Origin of the sequence: Pantoea sp. Fr+CA_20, assembly GCF_024520835.1 — a bacterium.
Classification (GTDB): Bacteria; Pseudomonadota; Gammaproteobacteria; order Enterobacterales; family Enterobacteriaceae; genus Pantoea; species Pantoea allii.
Window position 1 is genome coordinate 17,574 of sequence record NZ_JALNPN010000001.1, and the last position, 23,795, is coordinate 41,368.

The following is a 23,795-nucleotide window of genomic DNA, read 5'->3' on the forward strand; positions in this document are numbered from 1 at the left end:
GACGCGCTGGTCAGACCTGATAGCGGCTTCTGCTGAAAATCTCAACTAAGGTTACTTTGAGCCATAACGACCTTATGCAAGAATGACTGGCTGGGATTTCACCAGCGGATTGACGTGGATGAGACAACAGTGAGCAATCTAACCGACGCGCTGCATCAGCAACTTGCCCAACGCATTATGCTATTAGACGGTGGCATGGGCACCATGATCCAGAGCTATAAACTGGACGAGCACGATTTTCGTGGCAGCCGTTTTGCTGACTGGCCCTGCGATCTCAAAGGCAATAACGATCTGCTGGTGTTAACGAAGCCAGAGGTGATCCGCGAGATCCATGAAGCGTATCTGGCCGCCGGTGCTGACATTCTGGAAACCAATACCTTTAACGCCACCCCCATTGCGATGGCGGACTACCAGATGGAAGCCCTGTCGGCGGAAATCAACTTCGCGGCCGCGAAGCTGGCACGCGCCAGTGCAGATGCGTGGACGGCGAAAACGCCAGATAAACCGCGCTACGTGGCAGGTGTACTCGGCCCAACTAACCGCACCTGTTCGATCTCACCTGATGTTAACGATCCTGCTTTCCGTAATGTCACCTTTAATCAGTTGGTGGACGCCTACCGTGAATCCACTCGGGCGCTGGTGGAAGGCGGTTGTCACATCATTATGATTGAAACGGTGTTCGATACGCTCAACGCCAAAGCGGCCATCTTTGCGGTCAAAACGGAAATGGAAGCCCTGGGCGTGGCGCTGCCGTTGATGATCTCCGGAACCATCACCGATGCTTCAGGCCGCACGCTTTCCGGACAAACTACCGAAGCCTTTTATAATGCGTTGCGCCACGCTGAGCCCTTATCCTTTGGCCTGAACTGCGCGCTGGGCCCGGATGAATTACGCCAGTATGTCGCCGAACTGTCGCGCATCGCGGAAGGCTATGTCACGGCTCATCCTAATGCCGGTTTGCCCAACGCCTTTGGTGAATACGATCTCGACGCAGACGTAATGGCACAGCAGATTGGCGAATGGGCCAACGCTGGCTTTCTGAATATTATTGGCGGCTGCTGCGGCACGACGCCACAGCACATCGCCGCGATGGCGGCGGCGGTAGAAGGCGTTGCGCCGCGTAAGCGTCCCACGTTGCCGGTTGCCTGCCGACTCTCGGGTCTTGAACCACTGAATATCAGCGCCGGGTCGCTGTTTGTGAACGTGGGCGAACGTACCAACGTTACCGGCTCCGCCAGGTTTAAACGCCTGATAAAAGAAGATAAATACAACGAGGCGCTGGAAGTCGCGTTACAGCAGGTTGAGAGCGGTGCCCAGATTATTGATATCAACATGGATGAAGGAATGCTGGACGCTGAAGCGGCGATGGTGCGTTTCCTCAATCTGATTGCCGGTGAACCCGATATTGCCCGCGTGCCCATTATGATCGACTCCTCAAAATGGGCGGTCATCGAAAAGGGGCTGCAGTGCATACAGGGAAAAGGCATCGTTAACTCTGTCTCAATGAAAGAGGGCGAAGCCGCATTTATCCATCATGCCCGGCTTGTCCGCCGCTACGGGGCTGCCATGGTGGTGATGGCATTTGATGAAGTGGGACAGGCCGATACCCGTGAGCGGAAGATTGAGATCTGCCGTCGCGCCTACCAGATCCTGACGCAACAGGTGGGTTTCCCGCCGGAAGATATCATTTTCGATCCCAATATTTTTGCCGTTGCGACCGGTATTGAAGAGCATAACAACTACGCGATGGATTTTATCGGTGCGTGCGAAGACATCAAGCGCGAGCTGCCTCATGCCATGATCTCGGGCGGTGTGTCTAACGTCTCGTTCTCTTTCCGGGGCAACGATCCGGTACGTGAGGCGATTCACGCGGTATTTCTCTACTACGCCATTCGTAACGGTATGGACATGGGGATCGTTAACGCCGGACAGCTAGCCATTTATGACGACCTGTCCGACGAACTGCGTGAGGCGGTTGAGGACGTGGTGCTTAACCGACGTGCCGACGGCACCGAACGGTTACTGGCGCTGGCGGAAAAATATCGCAGCAGTAAAAGTGACGGTGCGGATGAAAAACAGCAAGCCGAATGGCGCGGCTGGGACGTGGTGAAAAGGCTGGAATACTCGCTGGTAAAAGGCATCACGGAATTTATTGAGCTGGACACGGAAGAAGCCCGTCAACTGGCCGCACGTCCGATTGACGTGATTGAAGGGCCGCTGATGTCCGGTATGAATGTGGTCGGCGATCTGTTTGGTGAAGGCAAAATGTTCCTGCCGCAGGTCGTCAAATCTGCCCGCGTGATGAAGCAGGCCGTCGCCTGGCTGGAACCCTATATTCAGGCCAGTAAAGAAGCCGGGCGCAGCAACGGCAAGATTGTGCTGGCGACGGTAAAAGGTGACGTCCACGACATCGGCAAAAACATCGTTGGCGTGGTGTTACAGTGCAATAACTATGAAATTATCGATCTCGGCGTGATGGTGCCAGGCGAGAAAATCCTGAAAACCGCGCGTGAAGTGAATGCTGACATCATTGGTCTTTCGGGCTTAATTACGCCCTCGCTGGATGAAATGGTCAACATGGCGAAAGAGATGGAGCGTCAGGGCTTCACGCTGCCGTTGTTAATTGGTGGCGCAACCACCTCTAAAGCCCATACGGCCGTGAAAATCGAACAGAACTACAGTGGACCCACCGTGTATGTGCAAAACGCTTCGCGCACGGTCGGTGTTGTGTCATCCCTGCTCTCCGACACGCTCAGGGATGACTTTGTCGCCCGTACGCGAAAAGAATATGAAACCGTGCGAATTCAACATGCGCGTAAAAAACCCCGCACACCGCCGGTGTCACTCAGCGTGGCGCGCGATAATGCCACGAAAATTGACTGGGAGAGTTATACACCACCGGTGGCGAAGCACAGGGGCGTGAGGCGCGTGGAAGCCGACATTGATGTGCTGCGCAATTACATTGACTGGACGCCGTTCTTTATGACCTGGTCGCTGGCAGGTAAATACCCGCGCATCCTTGAAGATGAGGTAGTGGGCGATGAAGCGAAACGGCTGTTTGCCGATGCCAACGCCATGCTGGATAAGCTGAGTGCAGAAAAGGCGCTGACGCCACGCGGCGTGGTGGGCATATTCCCGGCTAACCGCGTGGGCGACGATATCCATATCTTCACCGATGAGCAGCGCGATACTGTACTGAATGTCAGCCATCATCTGCGGCAGCAAACGGAAAAAACAGATTTTGCCAATTACTGCCTGGCGGATTTCGTGGCACCGAAAACCAGCGGTAAAGCAGATTACCTGGGTGCCTTTGCGGTTACGGGTGGCCTGGAGGAGGATGTGCTGGCCGAGGCTTACGATAAGCAACACGACGACTATAACAAGATTATGGTCAAAGCCATTGCTGACCGCTTAGCCGAAGCCTTCGCAGAATATCTGCACGAACAGGTGCGTAAAACGATTTGGGGGTTTGCCCCCGACGAAAACCTGAGCAATGAGGCACTGATCCGCGAGAATTATCAGGGGATTCGTCCGGCTCCGGGTTATCCCGCCTGCCCGGAACATACCGAGAAAGCGGCTATTTGGGCGCTGCTGGATGTGGAAACCCATACCGGCATGAAACTCACGGAGTCTTTTGCCATGTGGCCAGGCGCTTCGGTGTCAGGCTGGTATTTCAGTCACCCTGACAGCCGCTACTTCGCCGTGGCGCAAATTCAGCGCGATCAGGTTGAAGACTATGCGGCACGCAAAGGCATGTCCGTCAGCGAAGTGGAACGCTGGCTGGCGCCCAACCTGGGTTACGACGCAGACTAAAAAAGCAAGGCAGCCAGAAGGCTGCCTTTTTGTTAGTTAAACCGGGCGTCACGGTCCGAGGTCATATCGTACAGCTGGTACTTACGTCCCAGCATCTGACCACCGTCACGGGTGAGCGGCACCCAGTTAATCTGCGCACGGCCACGGGTTGGCGTAACGGTAAACAGATCCATCGGAACAGAGATGTAGAAGCCTTTGGTAAAGTCGCCTTCACCATACTGCTGCGATGACACGTTGGTTTTAGTGGCATAAACGCCCACCATCACGCCACTGTCGAAGCGTTTGGACACATCAATGGTGACGCCTTTATCCTTCGCCAGATACTGCCCGACGCTGGCTTTGACCAGGACATCCTGCATAAACCAGGGACGCCAGTAGCCCGTGAGGTTACCGGTAGGTGCCTCGTAACGGGTGAATCTCATCATGTCATCCCAGTCACGCTGACGCACATAGTTGGCGTCCACCCCAACGGCCCAGTTGCTGTCAACCGGACGATAGAGCACTTCCCCACCTACGCCGCCATACATGGTTTCCAGATAGCCGCCATAAACCTGACCATAGAAGCCATTGCCCAGATAATCCATGTAGTTGGCTTGCAGATCGTTGACGTAAACATTGTTCTCAACGTAGTCGCGAATGTGCGTACGCACACGCGGCAGCGTTGAATCTGCAGGCGCGCCGTTGTAGTTAAACTTGTTGTAGTTATTCGCCACGTTAGCAAACAGGCTACCGCCGACCAGAAAATGATCGGTAAGCCAGTAATCGACATTGCCCATCACGCCGACCTGGTACAGATAGAAACTTTCCGGGCCGCCCACCGACTGGTTCAGTACCGGCGACAGGCTGTAACTCAGGCGCTCTTTACGAATAAACATGCCCTGCTCAGTAGGGTCCGGATCAACAGGATTTTTGCGGACCTGTTGTAACGGCTGCTCATGCCCTAACGGATAACCACCCAGTTCATTGCGCAGGCTGGCAACAGAGGTTTCCGTGGTGACCTGCGGCATATTGTAACGCGACTCCGTCACGTTAATGGTTTCAATACCGTCCGGCAGATTATTCATGATGATGCGATTTGCGCGATCCACGCCTTCGCGCGTATCGCGGTATTTGGTTTGCTCGCCCGAGACGTATAACGTGCTGCCTTTGGTCTGAATTTTTGGCCCTGCCAGGCCAGCGTTAGACTTCAGTTCAGACAGCTGGCTACCGGTGACCGTGGTCTCCAGCAGTTTAGGCTGCGGATTCGGCTGGTAAGCAGGCTTCGGACTGTCGATATGATCCTGATGCATATCGTTGAAATTAGTGCGGATGGTAAAGCCGAACATAAAGGTGTTGCCGCGTTCATAGCTGGCATTGATATCTGCCCAGTCCGTCAGGCGATAGATCGCGCCCACGTTGACCTTGCTGCGTTGCGGCAGGCGTCCGGCAAAATCATCCTTGTAATCGTTACCTTCGTATTCCACCTTCAGGCGCAGCGGCTGCCACGGCGTCTGGTATTCGATCCCGCCGAACACGGCGGAAGGGCCATGGAACATCTGCGAGCCGTTGATCGATCCCGCCTGACCGACGCCAGGACGCTGACAGTAGCTGTCGCTGTAGGAACAGAAGGGGTTTTTGACGGTGCCGCTGTTGCCCAGATAGCCCCAGCCCATCCCCAACGTAAAGTCAAAGGGGCCCCAGGCTTTGGTGGCGACCAGATATTCACTGTCAAACAAACCGGTACCGCCCAGATCGCGGGTACCAAATGACACCTCCGGCAGCCAGTAACCTTCCTGCCACAGTCGCAGCTTCAGGTCGAAGGCCTTATCTTTATAGCTTTGATTGCCGCTGAAGCTTTCCACCGCACTGTAACGCCGGGTCCGCACGTCGGTATAACGCACGGTGGTTTCCAGCCAGGGGAACAGCTGTAACGAAGCAGAATAGTAGCGGTACTGGTCATTATCACGGAAGTTCAGGCTGAATTCGCCCTCTTTCGCCATACGCGCGGTAGGCACCTGCATCAGGCCCACACCGCCAAAATCAGACTGCGAAGGCGTTACCGGGGCCGCATACATTTCCGCATGTGCCTGGCAGGCGCTTGCCACAGAAACAGCCAACAGGCTGAGAAGATAACGTTTTTTCATCAGTCTGGTATCCGGTGAGTCAGAACAGAAACGAGGCGGCTATTCAGGTCTTCATACGCGCCAGGCAGGCTCCATGACGAAAAGCCCGTCATAATGATGCTGCCGGGTTCGGGTTCGACGTGGCGGTGATTCCAGTAAGCGACGGGCGCTTCCTGCGTCGTACCATCCGGCGCAATCACAATCGCGATGTTGCGTTCTGCACCAGACAGGAGCGGGTGATCGCTCAGGTAATCCCGCACTGATTTACCCGGTTGCCAGCTCACAGCACCGGCCCCCGCGATGGGGCCAAACAGCAGGACGCTGGTGCTGGGCTGGGTCAGATAGAGATCGTAACGGCCTTCCAGGCGGCGGTTATCCATTGGGTGCAGGCGAATCCAGTCGGGGTCCAGTGACGTGAACTGCCGCCCGGTCACCTTGATGCTGCTTAACTGACGTATCACAGCATCAATGGCGGCGGCTTGTTCTCCGCTGCTGTCAGCACGCCAGGCGCGTAGCTGCGCCAGTGTCTGCTGATACTGTTGTTGTGCTATTGCCGTCGCGCCGTATTCGGCAATGACGGCGCGACGCCAGTCTGTTTGTGCCATCAGTGCGGGCTGAGTCACCAACTGGGCCAGGTTCTCTACCTGATTGACCTGGACGCTGTTCGTATCATGGGGCGCATGCACGGTGACCTGGCCTGCGGCCTGCGCACCCAGACTGGTGAGCAGGCTCACTCCTGCCAACAATAGTGTTATTTTTTTCATGATTTTGCCGGCTTCAGAATGGTGATATCAACAGGGAAAGTATCGGCAGCCAGCATCTGTCGGGATTGCACCACCTGACCACTGCTGTTGTCGATCCAGAACGTGTTTTGCCACTCGCGGTTAAGGCTGTCGATATGCAGCTGCTCATGCCAGACGCGACAGGCAATGCGGTTTCCCGCAATATTCAGCACCTCATCGTCGCCACGCTCAAAGGTTGAGCTCAGGGTACCGCTATGAACGTTGCCCTGAACGGTCCACTGAACAATCCGCGTCCAGCGCTGGCCATTGCTAATGTGCAGGCCTTTTGCCAGCGGGTCTTGCTGGAGATTGCTGACGCTTGTCAGGTTATCAGGCAAGCCCAGGGTTTTGATCAGTCTGCCGTGTGCGGTGACCAGCATGGACTGATCGCGCGTCACCCACTTTTGCTGACCGTTTTCGTTATAACCCAACACGACAAAAATGCGTGGACCGTCATTGATTCGGGCATACAGGCTGGCATAGGGCAGATTATCAATCTGCTGAGGCGTAACGGTGACGTCATCTGGCCCTTCAATGGCCATCATCACGGTTTGTTCGAGTCCTTTTTGCGTTTGTGTACAGGCCTGCAGCAGCAGGCAAACGAGCAGCAGAGGAAGTTGGCGCACAGTGTGTCCCTGATAAATGATGCCAAAGTAAAAATAACCACACGAAAGTGTGGTTATGTTTAAAGCTCCCGTACCCTTACTCTTTCAGGCCGCCGACGCAGTGGCGTCCTGATGGCGACTCATTAACTTGCGCAAATGAATCGTGATATGCGCGTTCGCAGCCTTGCTACAGCCCGAAGGAGCAGGGTACCCATCAACGTGTGGTGCCCGTTGTGGTTGTGGTTGTTGTACCAGTATTTGCCCCGTCACCACCGCCAGAAGCGGCAACACCGAGTCCTACTAACGCGCCAAGCACGCCGATACCCACAGCGGTAGTCGTACCTGCGGACATGGTGCCCGCTTGTGCGCCCGCTGCAGCACCTGCTTCTTCCGGCGCGGCAAACGCACTGGAAGAGACGGCTACGATGAGTAATGCCAGACCGGCAATCATGCGTTTTTTCATAACAACACCTACATTGAGTGAATGAAGGATTGCTATCCGACAATTCTGCACAACAGAATGAACCGTTGCCGCAAAGTCGAAGGACAGACCCATTACGGGCGCGTCCAGTATAGGGCAACAAAATACCAGAGTTCAGTAACGTAAAAACCTGTCGAAATGCAGGGCAAAAAACGGGCTAAATTAAGTAAATTTAGCGTTAACTTATTTTAAAGCCGTGAGTTTGTCTTAAAAGGCCGAATATTTGTCTGCGAACAGGGAGAAAGCAAAGCGGTTTCTACTTATTTAGTATTGTTTGGTACGGAATAAGAATAATCGGAATTTCCTTACGCGCGATTAAATTAAATAGCATTATAAAACAACGGGTAAGAATGTTCTGTGTGCTGATTTAGGTCCATTTTTAATAAGATTGTCATATTCAAACACCTGTCATCTTCAGATTTGCCTCAGCCTATTTTAAGAATTATCCAATCCGTTTGCGGGCTTTTCAGATTAAAAGCGGGTTGCACTCAGCGCCATGCAATGAAAAAGGCGACTAAATAGCCGCCTTTTTGTGCTTGTGGAAATTTAACGCCAGCTCTTGTAGCAATTAATTAAGGCATTAGTGGAGCTGTCATGACTGGTAATATTACTGTCATTTTCCAGCTCTGGCAGAATACGGTTCGCCAGCTGTTTACCCAGTTCAACGCCCCACTGGTCAAAGGTAAAGATATTCAGGATGGCACCCTGGGTGAAGATTTTATGCTCATACAGGGCAATCAGGGCACCCAGGCTAAATGGGGTGATTTCGCGTAACAAAATGGAGTTAGTCGGCCGGTTACCTTCAAAAACCTTAAACGGCACGATGTGCGCCACTGATTCCGCAGACTTGCCGGCATCGGTAAATTCTTTCTGCACCACGTCACGCGATTTACCAAAAGCCAGCGCTTCGGTCTGGGCAAAGAAGTTAGAGAGCAGTTTAGGGTGATGATCAGCAAGCGCATTGTGACTCACTGCCGGTGCGATAAAGTCGCACGGCACCAGTTTGGTTCCCTGATGAATCAACTGGTAGAACGCGTGCTGGCCGTTCGTGCCCGGTTCGCCCCAGATAATCGGGCCTGTCTGGTAGGTGACAGGCTGACCTGCACGGTCAACGTATTTACCGTTCGACTCCATATTTCCCTGCTGGAAATAGGCCGCAAAGCGATGCATATATTGGTCATACGGCAGAATGGCTTCTGTTTCGGCACCGAAGAAGTTGTTGTACCAGATCCCGATCAGCGCCAGCAGTACCGGAATATTCTGCTCTACGGGCGTCGTTGAGAAGTGCTTGTCCATGGCGTGGGCGCCACTCAGCAACTGCTCAAAATTATCGAAGCCAATGGAGAGGATAATCGACAGGCCGATTGCTGACCACAGTGAATAGCGACCGCCAACCCAGTCCCAGAATTCGAACATGTTGTCCGTATCAATACCAAATTCACCTACCGCTTTGGCGTTGGTGGAAAGCGCCGCGAAGTGCTTAGCAACGTGCTGTTGATCGCCGGCGGTTTTCAGGAACCAGTCACGTGCGCTGTGCGCGTTAGTCATGGTTTCCTGCGTGGTAAAGGTCTTAGAGGCGACCAGGAACAGCGTGGTTTCAGGGCTGAGATCTTTCAGCGTTTCCGCGATGTGCGTGCCGTCAACGTTGGACACAAAATGCATGTTCAGGTGGTTTTTATACGGACGCAGCGCTTCAGTGACCATAAACGGGCCGAGGTCGGAGCCACCGATACCGATGTTAACGACATCCGTGATGGGTTTTCCGGTATAGCCTTTCCAGTCACCGCCGATAATGCGTTCTGAAAAGCCTTTCATTTTTTCCAGCACGGCGTTGACTTCAGGCATCACATCTTTGCCATCAACAATAATCGGCGTATTACTGCGGTTGCGCAGCGCGACGTGCAACACGGCGCGATCCTCAGTGCGGTTAATCTTCTCACCGGAGAACATGGATTTAATCGCACCACTTAAATCGGTTTCTTTTGCCAGTGCCTGAAGCTTATCGAGGGTTTCCTGGGTAATGCGGTTTTTGGAAAAATCCACCAGCATCTGGTCGTCAAAGGTGGCTGAGAATTTAGCAAAACGATCGGCATCCTGGGCAAACAGGTCGGCAATTTTCGCCGTTTTCATCTGTTCATAGTGCTCTTGCAGCGCTTTCCAGGCTGCGGTTTGGGTCGGATTGATATTTTTCATGGCAACACTCTTGTTGATATTAAGAACCGTCATTCCATCGGGGTCGCATCGTACCCGGTTAGCATTTCAGTATGACCACAGTTGCAACTGAAAGGAAAATTTTGTCTGCGCCATAATGGCACGGTAATGAAAACCGTCTGTTTCACGGTGGATAATGCCGCTAAATTTCAGTCTGATCCCATGGGAGAAAGGCTGAAAAGTATGGCGCATTGGCGGCCCGCATACTTTGTGCCGCATCAGAAAGTGGTGGCCTTGCTGAAGCCATTAAGCACTGTAGTCGCTGCGATAAGGCGAAATTTGTTATCCGGTGCGCTCTGCATGAAAAATTGTCCCACGACGGTGATTGACAGCAGGGGTGGAAATCGATAAATCTATGCGCGCTACTTGCGCACCTGTGCGCAAGCCAGAAGAGGCGCGTCGCCCAGGCAGTGTGTTGGAGGAACCGTATCCGGAGATAACACATCAGGGGGAGCGACGCCGAGGTGGTCAACACACGGTGTGTTGCCTGTCGGCTACAGGGGCTGAATCCTCTGGGTTGTCACCAGAAACGTCCACAGTCGGACGTTTTGCAAGGTGGAGCGCTTCTGGGTGACTCGTCTATTCGATCTTGTCTGCCCGTTTCTGCTCTTTCCTTGTGCTTAGGCTGAATTACTGTTTCTCATCCGTCAACGGGTGAGGGCAACGTACCCTGACACGAGGTCATACAATGTCTCTGAATCTGAATGTAGCGAAATTTGGCGGTACCAGCGTTGCCGATTTCGATGCCATGAACCGTAGCGCCGATGTGGTATTGCAGGACAGCAATACCCGGCTGGTGGTGCTCTCTGCCTCTGCGGGCATCACGAATCTGCTGGTCTCCCTTGCAGAAGGTCAGGAGACATCGCAGCGTGCGGCTCAACTTGATGACATCCGCCGCATTCAATATGCCATCATCGATCGCCTGCAACATCCTGACGTTATTCGCGACGAAATCGACCGAATGATCGACAACATCGGCATGCTGTCAGACGCGGCCGCGCTGGCCACCTCTAACGCCTTAACCGACGAGCTGGTCAGCCATGGCGAACTGATGTCGACCTTACTGTTCGTCGAGATCCTGCGTGAACGCCAGGTGAATGCTGAATGGTTCGATGTTCGCAAAGTGATGCGCACGAATGACCGTTTTGGCCGTGCTGAGCCGGATGTGGCCGTTCTGGCGGAACAGGTCAGCGCGCAGTTGCAGCCGCGTATTGCGGCGTCATTGGTGGTGACTCAGGGCTTTATCGGCAGCGAAGAAAAAGGGCGCACCACTACGCTCGGTCGCGGCGGCAGTGATTACACGGCGGCCCTGCTGGGTGAAGCGTTAAAAGCGTCGCGCGTGGATATCTGGACTGACGTACCGGGCATCTATACCACTGACCCGCGCGTGGTGCCTGCGGCTAAACGTATTGATGAAATTACCTTTGAGGAAGCGGCAGAAATGGCCACCTTTGGGGCCAAAGTGCTGCATCCTGCAACCCTGCTGCCTGCCGTTCGTAGCGACATCCCGGTGTTTGTCGGCTCCAGCAAAGATCCGGCGGCGGGCGGCACGCGCGTCTGCAATGAGACAGCCAATCCCCCGCTGTTCCGTGCGCTGGCCCTGCGTCGCAAGCAAACCCTGGTGACGCTGCACAGCCTGAATATGTTACACACGCCAGGCTTCCTGTCTGAAGTGTTCAATATTCTGGTGCGTCACAACGTGTCAGTGGATCTCATCACCACGTCTGAAGTCAGCGTCGCGTTAACGCTGGATACCACCGGTTCAACCTCAACGGGCGACAATCTGCTGAGCCAGGCGCTGCTGACGGAACTGTCGTCACTGTGTCGCGTCGAGGTGGAAGAAAACCTGGCGCTGGTGGCGATTATCGGCAACGAGCTGTCAAAAGCCTGCGGGGTTGGGAAAGAGGTCTTCGGCGTGCTCGAACCTTTCAACCTGCGAATGATCTGTTACGGTGCCAGCAGCTATAACCTCTGCTTCCTGGTGCCGGGCAATGATGCTGAAAGCGTGGTGCGCACGTTGCATCACAATCTGTTTGAATAAGCGCATCGCCAGGATAAGTTTGAAGCCGGACATTGTCCGGCTTTTTAATGATCAGCTGCTGAACGGCAACGCGTTCTTTCACAGTAATCCCTCACTTGCTTATAAGGATGTCTGTTCATGCTCGCCACCTTAACTCGCTTGTTTCCTCTGTGGGCCGTCCTGTTATCTGCGGCTGCCTACTACTCACCCACGACCTTTCTTGGCATCGGTCCGTGGGTGGTGTATCTGCTGATGCTGATTATGTTTGGCATGGGCGTGACGCTGAATATTGACGATTTTAAACGCGTGCTGACGCGCCCGGCGCCGGTAATCGCCGGGACCTTTTTACACTATCTGGTGATGCCACTGGCGGCCTGGGCACTGGCTAAGCTGTTTCATATGCCGCCCGATCTCTCTGCAGGCATGATTCTGGTTGGCAGCGTTGCCAGCGGCACCGCCTCTAACGTGATGATTTATCTGGCTAAGGGCGATGTGGCGCTTTCCGTCACGATCTCTTCCGTGTCGGCGCTGGTAGGCGTGTTTGCCACGCCGTTACTGACGCGCCTTTATGTGGATACGCACATTCAGGTTGATGTCGCGGGGATGTTACTGAGCATCGTGAAGATCGTCGTGATCCCTATCGGGTTAGGCTTGATCATCCATCACACCATGAACAGCGTGGTACGCCGGATCGAGCCTTATCTTCCGGCCTTTTCCATGATCTGTATTCTGTTGATCATCAGCGCCGTGGTGGCGAGCAGTCAGAGCTTTATTGGATCAGTCGGGGCGATGGTGATTGCTGCGGTCATCTTGCACAATGCCATTGGTCTGCTGGGAGGTTACTGGGGCGGGAAACTGTTTGGCTTCGATGAGTCCACCTGCCGCACGCTGGCGCTGGAAGTCGGCATGCAAAACTCCGGACTGGCTGCAACGCTGGGCAAACTTTACTTTTCTCCACTGGCAGCGCTGCCGGGTGCCTTGTTCTCCGTCTGGCATAACCTGTCAGGTTCGCTGCTTGCGGGTTACTGGTCGGGCAAACCGGTCGAGAAAAAAAAGTAACGCTGTAGGGGCGAAACTGACCTCGCGGGGGCCAAACGGCCCCCGCATGTTAATCGTCGTCCCGCTCATCATCAGGCTGCTCCAGCACCGTGTAGGCTACCGCGCTAAACAGCGAGTTCAGCCGCTTCATATCACCCAGCAACCCCAGATGCAGCGAACTGGTTTCAATGCTCTGCACGTTCTGCTGATGCAGGCGGTTAACATGGGAGTGGGAATTGCGGCGTATTTTCAGGCGGAAACGGTGCTTGGCGCGGCGCAGCCGCTTCGCGCTGGTGACGTCGTGTGAGAGAAAAACCGACAGGCTTAGCCGCAGGCTATCAATCAGCTGTTCATGTAGTGCTTCCAGCTCTTTCAGTCCCTCGGGCGAAAAGGTGCGTCGCGCGGCAAGAGACTTGTCAGCCACATCGCCGCTCATGCGCTCGATGATATCGCCTGCCTGTTCCAGGTTCAGCGACATTTCAATGATTTCCCCCCAGCGGCGGGAATCCTGCTCGGATAAGTCCTCTTTGGGCATGCGCGCCAGATAAAGCTTGATGGCGGTATACAGCACATCCACGTCATCATCCAGCCGCCGTACCCTGCGTTCCGCCCGGGCTTCTCCACGCACCACTTGCAGAAACGTATCCAGCATCTGCTCCAGCACATCCCCCATGCGCAACACCTCACGCGCAGCATTGACCAGCGCCAGTGCTGGCGTATCCAGCGCGCTGCTGTCGAGATGCCGGGGCTTCAGCGTCGTCTCGCTTTCGGCATCGTCAGCGATCAGTCGGCAACACAGCCGCGCCATGGCGTCGGCAAACGGCACCATCACCACACAGCGAATCAGGTTGTAGAAGACATGAAAGAAGATCACCAGCTCTTCGTCATTTACCGGCAGCTTATCCAGCCACACTGCCAGCGGATCGACAAAGGGCAGAATAATCACGCAGCCAATCAACTTGAACAGCAGGCTGCCCATCGCCACGCGTTTACCGGCTGCGTTGGAACCACTGCCATTGATGACGGCCAGTAGACCGCTGCCAAGGTTGGCGCCAATCACCAGACACAGCGCCACCTTAAAGGCGATTACGCCGGTTGCGGTGAGCGTGGCTGTAATCAGCACCGCCGCCAGGCTTGAGTAGCTGATAATGGCAAAGACGGCCCCGAGCAGGGCGTCCAGCATCACGTCACCGGTTAAGCTGGAGAACAGTACCTGTACGCCGGATGCCTGAGTGATAGGTTTGGCAGCTTCGACAATCAGTTGCAGTGCCAGCAGGATGAGTCCCAGACCAATGCTGGTGCGGCCGAGCTGTCCGGCCCGGGTTTGCTTGCGGCTGATGAAAAAGACCACGCCGAAAAAGATAAATAGCGGTGAAAGCCAGGAGAGATCAAACGTCAGGATGCGCGCCATAATGGCCGTGCCGACATCCGCCCCCAATATCACCACCAGCGCAGGCGTCAGGCTCACCAGGTTTTGAGCAACGAACGACGTTACCAGCAGCGTGGTGGCATTGCTGCTTTGCACCAGCATGGTGACGCCAACGCCAGCAAGAAACGCCATGGGTTTCTTTTCCACGCTACGGCTGAGTACCCGGCGCAAATCGGCACCATACACGCGCATAATTCCGGAGCGGGTAATATGTGTGCCCCATACCAGAAGCGCAACGGCAGAGAGTAAGTTAAGCAGGGTTAACACGTATAGTCGCTCCTCAACCATCAGGCTTCAGGCGGTGCAGATTGCCAGCCTGATGGAAAGCGCAATCTGAGAACGTGGCTACCGGACGCTGCGCAATTTTTTTCAGTGTTTTAAGCAACCTGCGCAATGTCGGCATCTTTAAATGTAGACTACTCTACTGATCTGCATGGACAAATCCAACCCGGCGCACGTCGCTCACCTTCCTGATTGTGCACGCCTGAAACAGGACTGAACGAATATCCACGGCGGAAAGACTGGCTACAGACAAGACGAGGCCGCCCGTTTTGACAGCGCTGAAGGGGAAGACGGCCGCCGTCAGTCCAGGGTGAGGTGCCGCTGCGGCTCATGATGATCCCGCTCGGCGGGAATGTGGAAACCTGTACGTTCTCTGCCCGGTCTTCAGCGCGTTAACGTCAGGACGCTGAACCCGCCAGCAAGGCGCGATGGACCGACTTATCATGTGTGACGCCGAGCAGCGAACACAGGGTGCCGCAGAGTTCGGTTTGTTGCGGGGCCAGCCCGGCCTTTCGCGAGAAGCCTTCACCAAATACAAACAGGGGAACGGTCGTTTCTTCTGGCAACATGCCACCATGCGAACGGTCATCGTTCATGCCGTGGTCGGCGGTGACCATGACCTGATAGCCTTCTGCCAGCCAGCCTGGCATCCACTGTGACAGATAACCATCTGCCATGCGCGCCCTGTTGCGGTACGCGGCAGAAGAGAGGCCATGCTGATGGCCGGCATGATCGATATTCATCGGATGAATCAGCAGGAAGTCCGGGTTGTAACGTAACCGCAGGCTTTCGGCATCTTCAAACAGGTGGGAATCGGGATAGCCGTCGTCGGAGTAAAAGTGCCCAAACTGAACAGGTAGCGTCGGAGCGTCCGTGTGACGATCGCGGGCTGGTTCGAAGGGCGTGCGGTTATACAGTTCGCTTATCCAGTGGTAAGCGGCGGCGGCGGTGGTCAGCCCGGCGTCACGCGCATAGTGAAACACACTGCGTTCGTGGCTCATGCGGTTGACATCGTTATGAATAATCCCGCTTTCCACCGGTGCGACGCCGGTCAGAATGCACTCATACAGCGGACGTGACAACGAAGGCAGCGCACAATTCAGGCTGTAGTAATGGCCTTTGCCATGGGCACATTCTGCATGCAGGTAGCCCATAGCGTGTTGTGCCACGTGATGACTCAGGCCGTCCAGAATCACCAGAATCGTTTTCATGCTGTTCTCCTTACTGTGGCTTAGGTTGTGCGCGTCGGTACTCTTAACAGGGCACTATTGGGTTGTCTGATGCAGCGTTATTGTTTCGCTCATCGTAAAATATTCTGTTTTATCAATATCTTTTTTGATTGTAAGTACACACAAACTTTTCTGCGAAAACGGAGTGGGTTAAATGCCTTTTCCCGGCCGCATCGCGTCTTATGCGCTGGCGCTTCGCCTGATTAGCCGCCAGTCGATACAGGCAATACCGCTACATAAGGCAGTGAATGCGTAGAGCTGAGCGTTGTCGGGCTAAAACCGGGTCTGGATCATTCGGTCGCCAAAACCGAGTCAATGTAGCCCTCACATGTGAAAAAGGGATGACAGGCTTTACCAACAGGTGGAATCAACCAGGCAGTCATAAGGGGATAACCGGCGTCAGGCGTAGCAACAGCCGCAGTTGGCGCGCGATGTGCGTGAAAACATCCATCCTCACCCGCGCTGTTCTTGCTTTATGATTCTGATCTTTCAGGGGTTATGGCGTTCATTGATAAGCCTTGCTCATGTCACATTGGGAGGCGGAATGGCAGCGGGTGCGGTAAGCCTGACGGCTATATTGTGATTTAGGTCACACTCACGCATGATAGCGCCAATAAAACCCCATTTAATTTTTGAGGCGTGAGATGAGTGACAAAAACCCGGTAGCACAGAAGATTGCGCGCCTGATGCAGTGGGTACTGAACGCGGGACTACTGATCCTGGCGGTGATTTTGATGGTGTTTTTGGGCAAAGAGACAGTCCACTTAGCCAATGTCCTGTTTAGCACCGGTGAGCAGGCGTCGTCCTACTTGCTGATTGACGGCATTGTGATTTATTTTCTCTACTTCGAATTTATTGCACTCATCGTGAAGTACTTCCAGTCGGGCTACCATTTCCCTTTACGCTACTTTGTGTACATCGGGATTACCGCCATCATCAGGCTGATCATCGTCGACCATAAAAATCCCATTGATACGTTATGTTATTCCGCGGCTATCCTGGTGCTGGTTATCACCCTGTGGCTGGCAAACAGTAACCGGCTTAAACGCGAGTAACGAAGCCGTCAGCATTCAGGACGGTGTTCCTCGTATCGCTCTGCGCTAAACTACCTCTCTGAAAATTTTTGGGGGAAAGTGCCATGACGCAAGACCCGCTCCGTTTATTACGTTCACTCACCTGGCTGGCGCTGGACGATGCCGCATTTACGCAACCGCTTCGTGACTGGCTGATGGAGGAGGACTCCATGACGCGACGTTTCGAACAGCATTGCCAGAAGGTCAGGGTGGAACCTGTACGCGAAGGCTTTATCGATGCTGACGAATTAGGCGATGAAGGCGCGTTATTACCTGCAGACCAGCGTTTCTGGCTGCGTGAAGTGATTCTCTACGGAGATGAGCAGCCGTGGCTGGCGGGACGCACGCTGGTGCCTGAAAGTACCCTCAACGGCCCGGAAACCATGTTACAACAACTCGGTACGCGACCTCTGGGACGTTACCTGTTCTCCTCTTCAACGCTTACCCGCGACTTTATTGAGCCTGGCAGCGTTGAAACGCTCTGGGGACGCCGGTCCCGGCTGCGGCTGTCGGGTAAGCCGCTACTGTTAACGGAACTGTTTTTACCGGCATCGCCGGTCTATCGTGATCAAGGTTAAGGGTTTGACCTGTGCAAAACACACAAAAAATGACGAAATGGCAGGCTTACAGCCGCCTGATGCGAATCGATAAACCGATCGGCGCTTTACTGCTGTTATGGCCAACGCTGTGGGCACTCTGGCTGGCAAAGATGACCGTCCCACCGCTGCCGACACTGGCGGTGTTTGTCGCCGGTGTCTTTGTGATGCGCGCTGCGGGCTGTGTAATCAATGATTATGCCGACCGTAAGGTAGACGGGCACGTTGAGCGCACCAGGCACCGGCCGCTGGCAAGCGGTGCCGTGACGGCGAAAGAAGCCAAAATGCTGTTTGTGGTGTTGGGGCTGATTGCGTTTGCCCTGGTACTGAGCATGAACCTGATGACCATTATGCTCTCGGTCGTGGGCCTGGCGCTGGCCTGGGTCTATCCGTTTATGAAGCGATATACGCATCTGCCCCAGGTGGTGTTAGGCGCGGCATTTGGCTGGGCAATCCCCATGGCGTGGGCGGCAGTTAGTGAGTCCTTACCTCTGGTCTGTTGGCTGGTATTCCTGGCAAACATTTGCTGGACGGTCGCCTACGATACGCAATATGCCATGGTTGATCGCGAGGATGACCTGAAGATTGGCGTCAAATCTACGGCGATACTGTTTGGCCGTTACGACAAATTCATTATTGGTTTGCTGCAGCTGGCTACGCTGGTGTTGATGGCGCTGGTAGGGACGATGCTGGATCTGAACGGCGCGTTTTACTGGACGCTATTACTGGCTGGTGGGTTATTTGTTTATCAGCAAAAGCTGATTGCGCAGCGCGATCGTCAGGCCTGTTTCCGCGCCTTCCTGAATAACAACTATGTGGGACTGGTTCTGTTTCTGGGCGTGCTGATGAATACGCCGCCGTTCTTACAACTGCTGTAACAGCTGCGGCGAGCCACGCCTGCCAGCCTGCAGACGGAAGGATGCGTCAATGCAGGTTTGAGGATGATGTTAAAACGCGAATAAAAAAGCGACCTGCAAGGTCGCCTTTTTCGTCTTCACTGATCCGCTAGTCGTGCGCCACGGCGCTTTCGATGGTCATGCGTACATCGCTGGTGACCAGGTCAGCCAGGATGTGCCAGGTCGCCAGCGTCTGCGCCACGTCGGCATCACCGCTGTCGCTGATATAACCTTCATCACGCAGCGTGAGCACCAGTGAAGAGAATACCGCTTTATCAAAGAACTCCGGCGCATTGATCCCGTGCAACACGCTCAGGCGCTGCGCCAGGGTACGGCTCTCTTTTTCCAGCGTGCCCCGGTTAATGGTGGGCTTGGCGCTAAGAATCGAGAAGGTGATGGCGTAGCGCTGCAGCGTCTCACGCACACCGGCGGCCAGCAGTTGAAGCGTACGGTAACGCGCGGTGTTAAACGACAACAGACCTGCCTCAACGGTAATCAGCCCCTGACGCGTCAGTTCCTGACATAAGTTAGTCAGTAGCTGCGGCAGCTGATCATGGCTCCAGCGCAGGAACAGCTCGCTCTTCAGCATGGGATAGATCAGGCTGACCTGACGCAGCAGTTCGGCTTCGCTCAGGTTGCGATGCTGCTGCACAATCGCCGCAATCAGCGACGGCATGACCAGCATATGATGAATGTTATTACGGTAGTAGGTCATCAGTACCGCCTGCTCGCGCGGCAGAATAATGATGTCACCAATACTGTCTTTTTCACTCTCGAATTTGTTCATGCTGAGCGCATGATCCAGCAGGGCTTCGGCAGACATGTCGGGCAAGGTGGCATCCGGCGAGTAGGGCACGTTGCGCAGTAACTGGGTATAGCACTCCAGTTGCTCAACCAACTGCTCGCGGGTCAAAGAGCGCTGACGCGAAGCAAGCAGAGCGGTAACGCACAGGTTCATGGCATTCGCCGCGCCGGCTTCGTTAATACGCACCATGATGGTGGCCGCGATATCGTTCGCCGCCGGGGTCAACCAGCCGGGACGCTGTGCTTCAATGGGATCGATAGCATCGCGCCATTCAGGAACGTGCTTATTCAAATAATTTATCAGCGGTAGCGGCTCGCCAAAGTTCACGTAACCCTGACCGAGATTGCGCAGCTTACGTAAGCCGCGCACCATCTGCATGAAGCCTTCTTTCTCTTTCGTGGCACCGCGAAGCTCTTTCGCATAGGTGCCCACTTCCATGACATGTTCGTAACCGATGTATATAGGCACTAACGTGATAGGGCGCGTGCCGCCGCGTAGCATGGCCTGCAGCGTCATGGACAGCGTGCCGGTTTTCGGATCTAACAGCCGGCCGGTACGTGAACGGCCCCCTTCCACGAAGTACTCCACGGAATAGCCACGGGTAAAGAGTTCACCCAGGTATTCACGGAAGACAGTGGCATAGAGCTTGTTGCCTTTAAAGGTCCGGCGAATAAAGAAGGCACCCAGACGGCGGAAAATCGGCCCGGCAGGCCAGAAGTTCAGGTTAATACCGGCGGCGATGTGCGGCGGGACCAGCCCCTGGTGATACAGCACGTAAGACAGCAACAGGTAATCCATATGGCTGCGGTGGCAGGGCACATAAACAATTTCATGACCGTCCTGAGCCAGCTGACGAACGCGCTCACCGCCGTTGACGTTGATGCCCTGATAAAGTCGACTCCAGAGCCAACCCATCACGCGATCCGTGACGCGAATCGCTTCGTAGGAGAAGTTGGCGGCAATCTCCTCCATCATTTCAACGGCGTTTTGCTGGGCCTTTTCATGCGAAACCTTCTTGCTGCGGGCTTCGTCTTCTACCGCTTTTTCTATCGCTTTCGATTGCAGCAGGCGATTGAACAAATCCTGACGCGCAGGCAGGCGCGGACCGACCGCCGCCAGACGCTGACGGGCAAAGTGGATACGAGCGACCCGGGCCAGCTTTTGCGCAATTGATTTATCCGTACCGTGTTCAGTCGCCATCCGACGCAGGGAAACGGTTGGCGAGAAGCGCACAAAACTGTCGCGACCATGCCAGAGCACAGCAAAGAATTTTTGTACCCCATTTAACAAACGTAAATGAGGCGGATTATCTTCTCCCTGCACTTCCCGGCCGGGTGCGCGGCCGAACATGACGGAAACCGGTAACATCTGGATATCAAGCTCAGGGTTACTGCGGTGCAGATCGAGATACTCGTGGAAGATTTTTACCGACTCGACGCTGGGCACGAAATAGGGAAACACGCGTGGGCCATCGTGGATAAAGACATGACGCGGCAGCAAGGCCCCGTCAATCTCCAGCGGCGAAAGCGGATCGGGCAGCTCGTGCCTGATGCACTGCGCGCGCAAAGTCAGGAGATCGGCCTTTGAATCATAAGGCAGGACATACATAATAGGCCGGGTTGGGTCCAGCCCATGTTCGGATACGGGATCGGCCGGAATGGCCTTACTCTTTACCAGAAACGACAGGGGTAAATTCAGTAATTTATAAAAAAGTATACGCCAACCTGACATAGACAACATGAAGCCTCTTGTTAGCAAAGCGGCGCAAGCTTATCAGAAAGCGCAGCAAAAATCTGTGACAGCGACAATTGTGCGCTGCCCAATATTGACGTCAATCCTTTGAAAAGAGTTCCTTTATTATGACAAATAATGTCACCGGCCTTAACCGAATTGTGAAAGCTGCGGGCTATTCATGGCAAGGTCTTCGTGCTGCCTGGCAGCATGAAGCTGCTTTCCGTCAGGAAGCGGTTACCGCACTGGTAGCGATTATCCTGGCCTGCTGGCTGGATGTCGATAGCGTTTCGCGCATCCTGATGATTGGCTCTGTCGTACTGGTGATTATTGTTGAAGTCCTGAACAGTGCCATAGAAGCGGTGGTAGACCGCACCGGTCAGGAGCGGCATCCTCTTGCTGGACGTGCAAAAGACATGGGCTCCGCCGCCGTTTTCATCGCAATATTACTGGCCCTTTTTGTCTGGGGAACGCTGCTTTGGTCGCATTTGCGATAAGCGTTCCATCTCGCGTCAAATAACTGATTTTGGCCTGAGTTTTGGTTTCCATTTCACCAATACCTGTATATACTCACAGCGACTGTATAAACAACCAGGGGGCGGGATGAAAGCATTAACCAGCAGGCAGCAACAGGTCTACGACTTGATTCGCGACCACATTAATCAAACAGGCATGCCGCCAACGCGTGCAGAAATCGCCGCGCAGCTTGGTTTTCGTTCGCCAAATGCAGCCGAAGAACACCTGAAAGCACTGGCGCGTAAAGGCGTGATTGAAATCGTCTCTGGTGCGTCCCGCGGTATCCGTTTGTTAATGGAAGAAGAGCCATCAGACGGCCTGCCGTTGATTGGTCGCGTCGCCGCCGGTGAGCCATTACTGGCCCAGGAACACATTGAAACGCATTACAAAGTAGATCCTGACATGTTCAAGCCTGCAGCGGATTTCCTGTTGCGCGTGAGCGGAATGTCGATGAAAGATATCGGCATTATGGATGGTGATTTGCTGGCGGTTCACAAAACGCAGGAAGTGCGTAATGGTCAGGTTGTGGTTGCGCGTATTGATGATGAAGTCACGGTAAAACGCTGGAAGAAACAGGGTTCTGTGGTGCATCTCTTACCTGAAAATAACGATTTCGAGCCTATCATTGTTGACACACGTGCCCAGTCTCTCACCGTTGAAGGTCTGGCTGTCGGCATTGTCCGTAATGGTGAGTGGTTGTAAAACCCGTTAAGGTTATTGGCACGCGTCAATCTTAACGTTTTCCAGTCTGCCCTTACTTTGCCGCTGTGGGTTTATCTCTGGCCCCGGCGGTTTATCGCACGGATTCAAGAATGCGCTTTCTGACAGCTACCGATAAAAACCTGTGGCGGTTAGCGCTGCCCATGATCCTGTCAAATATCACGGTTCCTCTGCTCGGTCTGGTCGACACGGCCGTGATCGGCCATCTTGACAGCCCGGTTTATCTGGGTGGTGTGGCTGTCGGTACGACCATCACCAGCTTCATCTTCATGTTGCTGCTCTTTCTGCGTATGAGTACCACGGGCTTAACGGCTCAGGCATTGGGTGCGGGTGATAAGACCGCTCTGGCGCGAGCGCTGACTCAGCCACTGCTCATCGCGCTGGTCGCGGGCCTCTTATTTATCTTCCTTCGCTATCCCGTTACGACGTTAGCCACCCGCTTTATTGGTGGGGACCCCGCGGTATTGGAACAGGCAGCCCTGTTTATCCATATTCGCTGGCTCAGTGCGCCCGCAACGCTGGCTAATTTAGTCATCCTGGGCTGGCTGCTGGGCGTTCAGTATGCCAGGGCACCGGTCATCTTGTTGGTGGTAGGTAACGTCATTAATATCCTGTTGGATCTCTGGCTCGTGCTGGGTTTGCACTGGGGCGTGGCGGGTGCCGCTAGCGCCACTGCGCTGGCAGAATACGCAACGTTACTGGTCGGTGCGGTGATGGTGTGGCGCGTACTAACGCTGCGGGGTATCACCTTGGAGATGCTCACTCACAGCTGGCGCGGCGACATCCACCGCCTTCTTCGCCTTAATCGCGATATTTTACTGCGCACCTTGCTGTTGCAGCTCTGCTTTGCCTCTCTTACCGTGCTCGGCGCCCGCATTGGCCCTGACGTCGTCGCGGTCAATGCCATCCTGTTAATGTTCATTACGTTCACCGCCTACGCGCTGGATGGGTTTGCCTACGCCGTAGAAGCCTTTGCCGGTGAAGCGCACGGGGCAAAAAACGGCACCCGGCTGCAGCAGGTATGGCTATCTGCCTGTCGTCAGGCGCTGGTGGTGGCGCTGTTTTTCTCACTCGTCTATGCCCTGTTTGGCTATCAGATAGTGGCATTCCTCACCTCTATCCATGCGCTGCAACAGGCCGCTGACCGCTTTTTGATCTGGCAGATTGTCATGCCGCTAATCGGCGTCTGGTGCTATCTGTTGGATGGCATGTTTATTGGTGCGACAAAGGGAAGAGAAATGCGTAACAGCATGGCGGTGGCTGCCTTGGGCTATTTCCTGACGCTCGCAACGGTGCCCCTGCTCGGCAACCATGGTTTGTGGCTGGCGATAGCGGTCTTCCTTGCCCTGCGTGGCTTATCCTTGTGGCTGGTCTGGCGTAAGCACTGGCGCAATGGCACCTGGTTCACTGCCTGAACGCTGAACCGGAATTATGACGCAGGATACATATTATTTTCATTTTTTCCG

At 54.5% G+C, this 23,795-nt stretch carries 17 protein-coding genes and 1 riboswitch; of the genes, 9 read left to right on the forward strand and 8 right to left on the reverse strand.

The genetic code is table 11. The features are described 5' to 3' along the window. Positions 1 to 129: 129 nt before the first annotated feature. Positions 130 to 3,813 carry a methionine synthase gene (metH, locus tag NR177_RS00075; RefSeq protein WP_256852028.1) on the forward strand — a complete coding sequence of 1,228 codons (3,684 nt, stop codon included), beginning with the start codon at positions 130 to 132 and terminating at the stop codon, positions 3,811 to 3,813. Between the two features lie 32 nt (positions 3,814 to 3,845). Here the strand turns inward: metH and NR177_RS00080 are convergent, their stop codons facing one another. From NR177_RS00080 to pgi, 5 genes are all read right to left on the reverse strand, one after another. Continuing rightward, positions 3,846 to 5,936 carry a YjbH domain-containing protein gene (locus NR177_RS00080; RefSeq protein WP_063877969.1) on the reverse strand — a complete coding sequence of 697 codons (2,091 nt, stop codon included), beginning with the start codon at positions 5,934 to 5,936 and terminating at the stop codon, positions 3,846 to 3,848. After that, positions 5,936 to 6,679, reverse strand: coding sequence for a capsule biosynthesis GfcC family protein (locus NR177_RS00085; protein WP_063877970.1), 744 nt, complete (start codon positions 6,677 to 6,679; stop codon positions 5,936 to 5,938). Before NR177_RS00085 ends, NR177_RS00080 begins: the two co-directional genes overlap by 1 nt. Next, a complete protein-coding gene (locus NR177_RS00090) occupies positions 6,676 to 7,323 on the reverse strand; it encodes a YjbF family lipoprotein (protein ID WP_063877971.1) in 648 nt (215 codons plus the stop codon). The genes NR177_RS00085 and NR177_RS00090 overlap by 4 nt, the downstream gene beginning before the upstream one ends. A 193-nt stretch (positions 7,324 to 7,516) precedes the next feature. Further along, positions 7,517 to 7,765 carry an exopolysaccharide production protein YjbE gene (yjbE, locus tag NR177_RS00095; RefSeq protein WP_063881076.1) on the reverse strand — a complete coding sequence of 83 codons (249 nt, stop codon included), beginning with the start codon at positions 7,763 to 7,765 and terminating at the stop codon, positions 7,517 to 7,519. Positions 7,766 to 8,329: 564 nt separating this feature from the next. Beyond that, a complete protein-coding gene (gene pgi / locus NR177_RS00100) occupies positions 8,330 to 9,976 on the reverse strand; it encodes a glucose-6-phosphate isomerase (protein WP_256852029.1) in 1,647 nt (548 codons plus the stop codon). A 399-nt stretch (positions 9,977 to 10,375) separates the two neighbouring features. Then, positions 10,376 to 10,568: riboswitch (Lysine riboswitch) on the forward strand. A 114-nt stretch (positions 10,569 to 10,682) separates the two neighbouring features. Here pgi and lysC point away from each other — a divergent pair. Both lysC and panS read left to right on the forward strand, forming a co-directional pair. Beyond that, complete coding sequence (gene lysC / locus NR177_RS00105) at positions 10,683 to 12,035, forward strand: lysine-sensitive aspartokinase 3 (RefSeq protein WP_063877974.1); 1,353 nt, start codon at positions 10,683 to 10,685, stop codon at positions 12,033 to 12,035. A gap of 117 nt (positions 12,036 to 12,152) precedes the next feature. Next, entirely contained in the window at positions 12,153 to 13,073 is a 921-nt protein-coding gene (panS, locus tag NR177_RS00110) for a ketopantoate/pantoate/pantothenate transporter PanS (protein ID WP_256852030.1), read from the forward strand. Positions 13,074 to 13,122: 49 nt separating this feature from the next. Here panS and NR177_RS00115 read toward each other — a convergent pair whose 3' ends face one another. Next, complete coding sequence (locus tag NR177_RS00115) at positions 13,123 to 14,748, reverse strand: Na/Pi cotransporter family protein (RefSeq protein WP_063877976.1); 1,626 nt, start codon at positions 14,746 to 14,748, stop codon at positions 13,123 to 13,125. Between the two features lie 413 nt (positions 14,749 to 15,161). After that, positions 15,162 to 15,974: an alkaline phosphatase family protein gene (locus NR177_RS00120; protein ID WP_256852031.1), complete on the reverse strand. Its 813-nt coding sequence runs from the start codon at positions 15,972 to 15,974 to the stop codon at positions 15,162 to 15,164. Between the two features lie 662 nt (positions 15,975 to 16,636). Between NR177_RS00120 and psiE the strand changes: the two genes are divergently transcribed. The 3 genes from psiE to ubiA all read left to right on the forward strand — a co-directional run bounded on the left by psiE (position 16,637) and on the right by ubiA (position 18,539). Continuing rightward, positions 16,637 to 17,047 (forward strand): phosphate-starvation-inducible protein PsiE, encoded by a 411-nt coding sequence (gene psiE / locus NR177_RS00125; RefSeq protein WP_063877978.1) that lies wholly within the window; start codon positions 16,637 to 16,639, stop codon positions 17,045 to 17,047. An 83-nt stretch (positions 17,048 to 17,130) separates the two neighbouring features. Beyond that, the gene (gene ubiC / locus NR177_RS00130; RefSeq protein ID WP_063877979.1) at positions 17,131 to 17,643 is read left to right on the forward strand and encodes a chorismate lyase; all 513 of its coding nucleotides are present in this window, start codon (positions 17,131 to 17,133) and stop codon (positions 17,641 to 17,643) included. 11 nt (positions 17,644 to 17,654) lie between these two features. Further along, positions 17,655 to 18,539 carry a 4-hydroxybenzoate octaprenyltransferase gene (ubiA, locus tag NR177_RS00135; RefSeq protein WP_256852032.1) on the forward strand — a complete coding sequence of 295 codons (885 nt, stop codon included), beginning with the start codon at positions 17,655 to 17,657 and terminating at the stop codon, positions 18,537 to 18,539. A 127-nt stretch (positions 18,540 to 18,666) separates the two neighbouring features. On the opposite strand, the gene plsB is transcribed toward ubiA, so the two are convergent. Next, the gene (gene plsB, locus NR177_RS00140; RefSeq protein WP_063877981.1) at positions 18,667 to 21,093 is read right to left on the reverse strand and encodes a glycerol-3-phosphate 1-O-acyltransferase PlsB; all 2,427 of its coding nucleotides are present in this window, start codon (positions 21,091 to 21,093) and stop codon (positions 18,667 to 18,669) included. 128 nt (positions 21,094 to 21,221) lie between these two features. Between plsB and NR177_RS00145 the strand changes: the two genes are divergently transcribed. The 3 genes from NR177_RS00145 to dinF all read left to right on the forward strand — a co-directional run bounded on the left by NR177_RS00145 (position 21,222) and on the right by dinF (position 23,744). Beyond that, on the forward strand, positions 21,222 to 21,590 hold the full coding sequence (locus NR177_RS00145; RefSeq protein ID WP_063877982.1) for a diacylglycerol kinase: 369 nt from the start codon (positions 21,222 to 21,224) through the stop codon (positions 21,588 to 21,590). A gap of 106 nt (positions 21,591 to 21,696) precedes the next feature. Further along, on the forward strand, positions 21,697 to 22,311 hold the full coding sequence (gene lexA, locus NR177_RS00150) for a transcriptional repressor LexA (RefSeq protein ID WP_063877983.1): 615 nt from the start codon (positions 21,697 to 21,699) through the stop codon (positions 22,309 to 22,311). Between the two features lie 110 nt (positions 22,312 to 22,421). Next, entirely contained in the window at positions 22,422 to 23,744 is a 1,323-nt protein-coding gene (gene dinF / locus NR177_RS00155; protein WP_063877984.1) for an MATE family efflux transporter DinF, read from the forward strand. The last annotated feature ends 51 nt before the right edge of the window (positions 23,745 to 23,795 follow it).